The sequence below is a fragment of the Anaerophaga thermohalophila str. Valhall genome (assembly GCF_000250735.1).
GTDB classification, from domain to species: domain Bacteria; phylum Bacteroidota; class Bacteroidia; order Bacteroidales; family Marinilabiliaceae; genus Anaerophaga; species Anaerophaga thermohalophila_A.
The window spans coordinates 1-1,480 of sequence record NZ_AHZV01000194.1; the positions used below are offsets into that span (position 1 = coordinate 1).

At 44.3% G+C, this 1,480-nt stretch carries 1 protein-coding gene; it reads right to left on the reverse strand.

What is annotated here, in order from left to right:
- Positions 1-110: 110 nt before the first annotated feature.
- Complete coding sequence (locus OQ5_RS0110475) at positions 111-1,370, reverse strand: U32 family peptidase (RefSeq protein ID WP_016777452.1); 1,260 nt, start codon at positions 1,368-1,370, stop codon at positions 111-113.
- Between the last annotated feature and the right edge of the window lie 110 nt (positions 1,371-1,480).

The following is a 1,480-nucleotide window of genomic DNA, read 5'->3' on the forward strand; positions in this document are numbered from 1 at the left end:
TTTCATTTTAGTCGGACAGCAGTGAAAAAATATATTTAAAACGAATGAAAGTAGTAGATTAGATTATAATTCTCTCATAATAGCAACTCAGTGTCATGGCGTCTTTGCGTTTAGACCTTTTTGGCCACCCATTTATACAACTTATCCGACCGCCTGATTTTAACATCCACGGGCATTGAAAACCGGTCGCCTTTTTGGGCTTCATCCACTGGTTTCTGGTCGACTCTGATTTCCGGAACTTTCATTTCTACCACGCCGGTTGTGGGGCCGGTAATAAGAATTTCATCGCCAACCTTCAGGTTTTTTGTTTCCAGAAGGAATTCTGCGACACCAATTTTTGGAAAATAGTTGGTCCCTTTCCCGATATAAACTTTTTTTCTGGTGGCAAGCGATCCGTAATTAGCGCTCCACTCCCCGAGTTTTTGTCCCAGGTAATAACCATCCCAGAAACCGCGGTTGAAAACCGAGGCCAGGCGCTCTTCCCAGTGGTTGATTTTCTCCTGCGAATACGTCCCGTCAAGTACTGAGTTGATGGCTTCGCGGTAACAGGAAACCACTGTTTTTACATATTCAGGGCCACGGGCACGGCCTTCAATTTTAAAGACCCGCACGCCGGCATCTATCATTTTATTGAGGAAATGAATGGTCTTAAGGTCTTTTGGCGACATGATGTATTCATTGTCTACTTCAAGTTCCTGACCGGTATCTTTTTCGGTAACAATATAGCTACGTCGGCAGGGTTGCAGGCATCCACCCCTGTTAGCAGATGAATTCAACTGATGTAAGCTCAGATAGCATTTACCGGAGATGGCCATACACAACGCGCCGTGCGAAAACATCTCTATACGTATTAGTTTGCCCGCCGGCCCTTTAATTTTGTCTTTTTCTATGGCTTTGTGAATGGCACTGACCTGATCGAGGTTTAATTCACGGGCGAGGACAACCACGTCGGCAAAACGACTGTAGAATTTAAGGGCCTCAACATTTGAAATATTTACCTGAGTGGAAATGTGAACTTCCACGCCAATGCTGTTGGCATAGTTGATGGCCGCCTGGTCGGACGCAATTATCGCCGAGATACCGCTTTCTTTGGCTGCATCGATGAGCGACCGCATAACAGGCAGGTCGGTATCGTAGAGAACGGTGTTAACCGTCAGATAGGTTTTTACATTGTGTTGTGAGGCAATGGCTACAATTTTGCGCAAATCATCGGTTGTGAAATTGCTGGATGATCGCGAACGCATGTTGAGTTTTTCCGCCCCAAAGTAGACCGAATCGGCCCCTCCCTGAATGGCTGCCATGAGTGACTCAAAGGAGCCAACCGGCGCCATTACTTCAAAATCGCTTCGTTTTAACTTATTCCCGGTCATTATTCTGTTAATATTTTAATTCAATAGATTGTTAGATATAAGATATATAAGATATAAGATATCAGGGCTACGCCCCTTTGGTTTATTTTATACATTTTTTTTACGAAGAT

Bases quoted from the DNA above. Each gene is read 5' to 3' on its own strand.
- OQ5_RS0110475 (WP_016777452.1), bottom strand. From the start codon at position 1,370: ATGACCGGGAATAAGTTAAAACGAAGCGATTTTGAAGTAATGGCGCCG.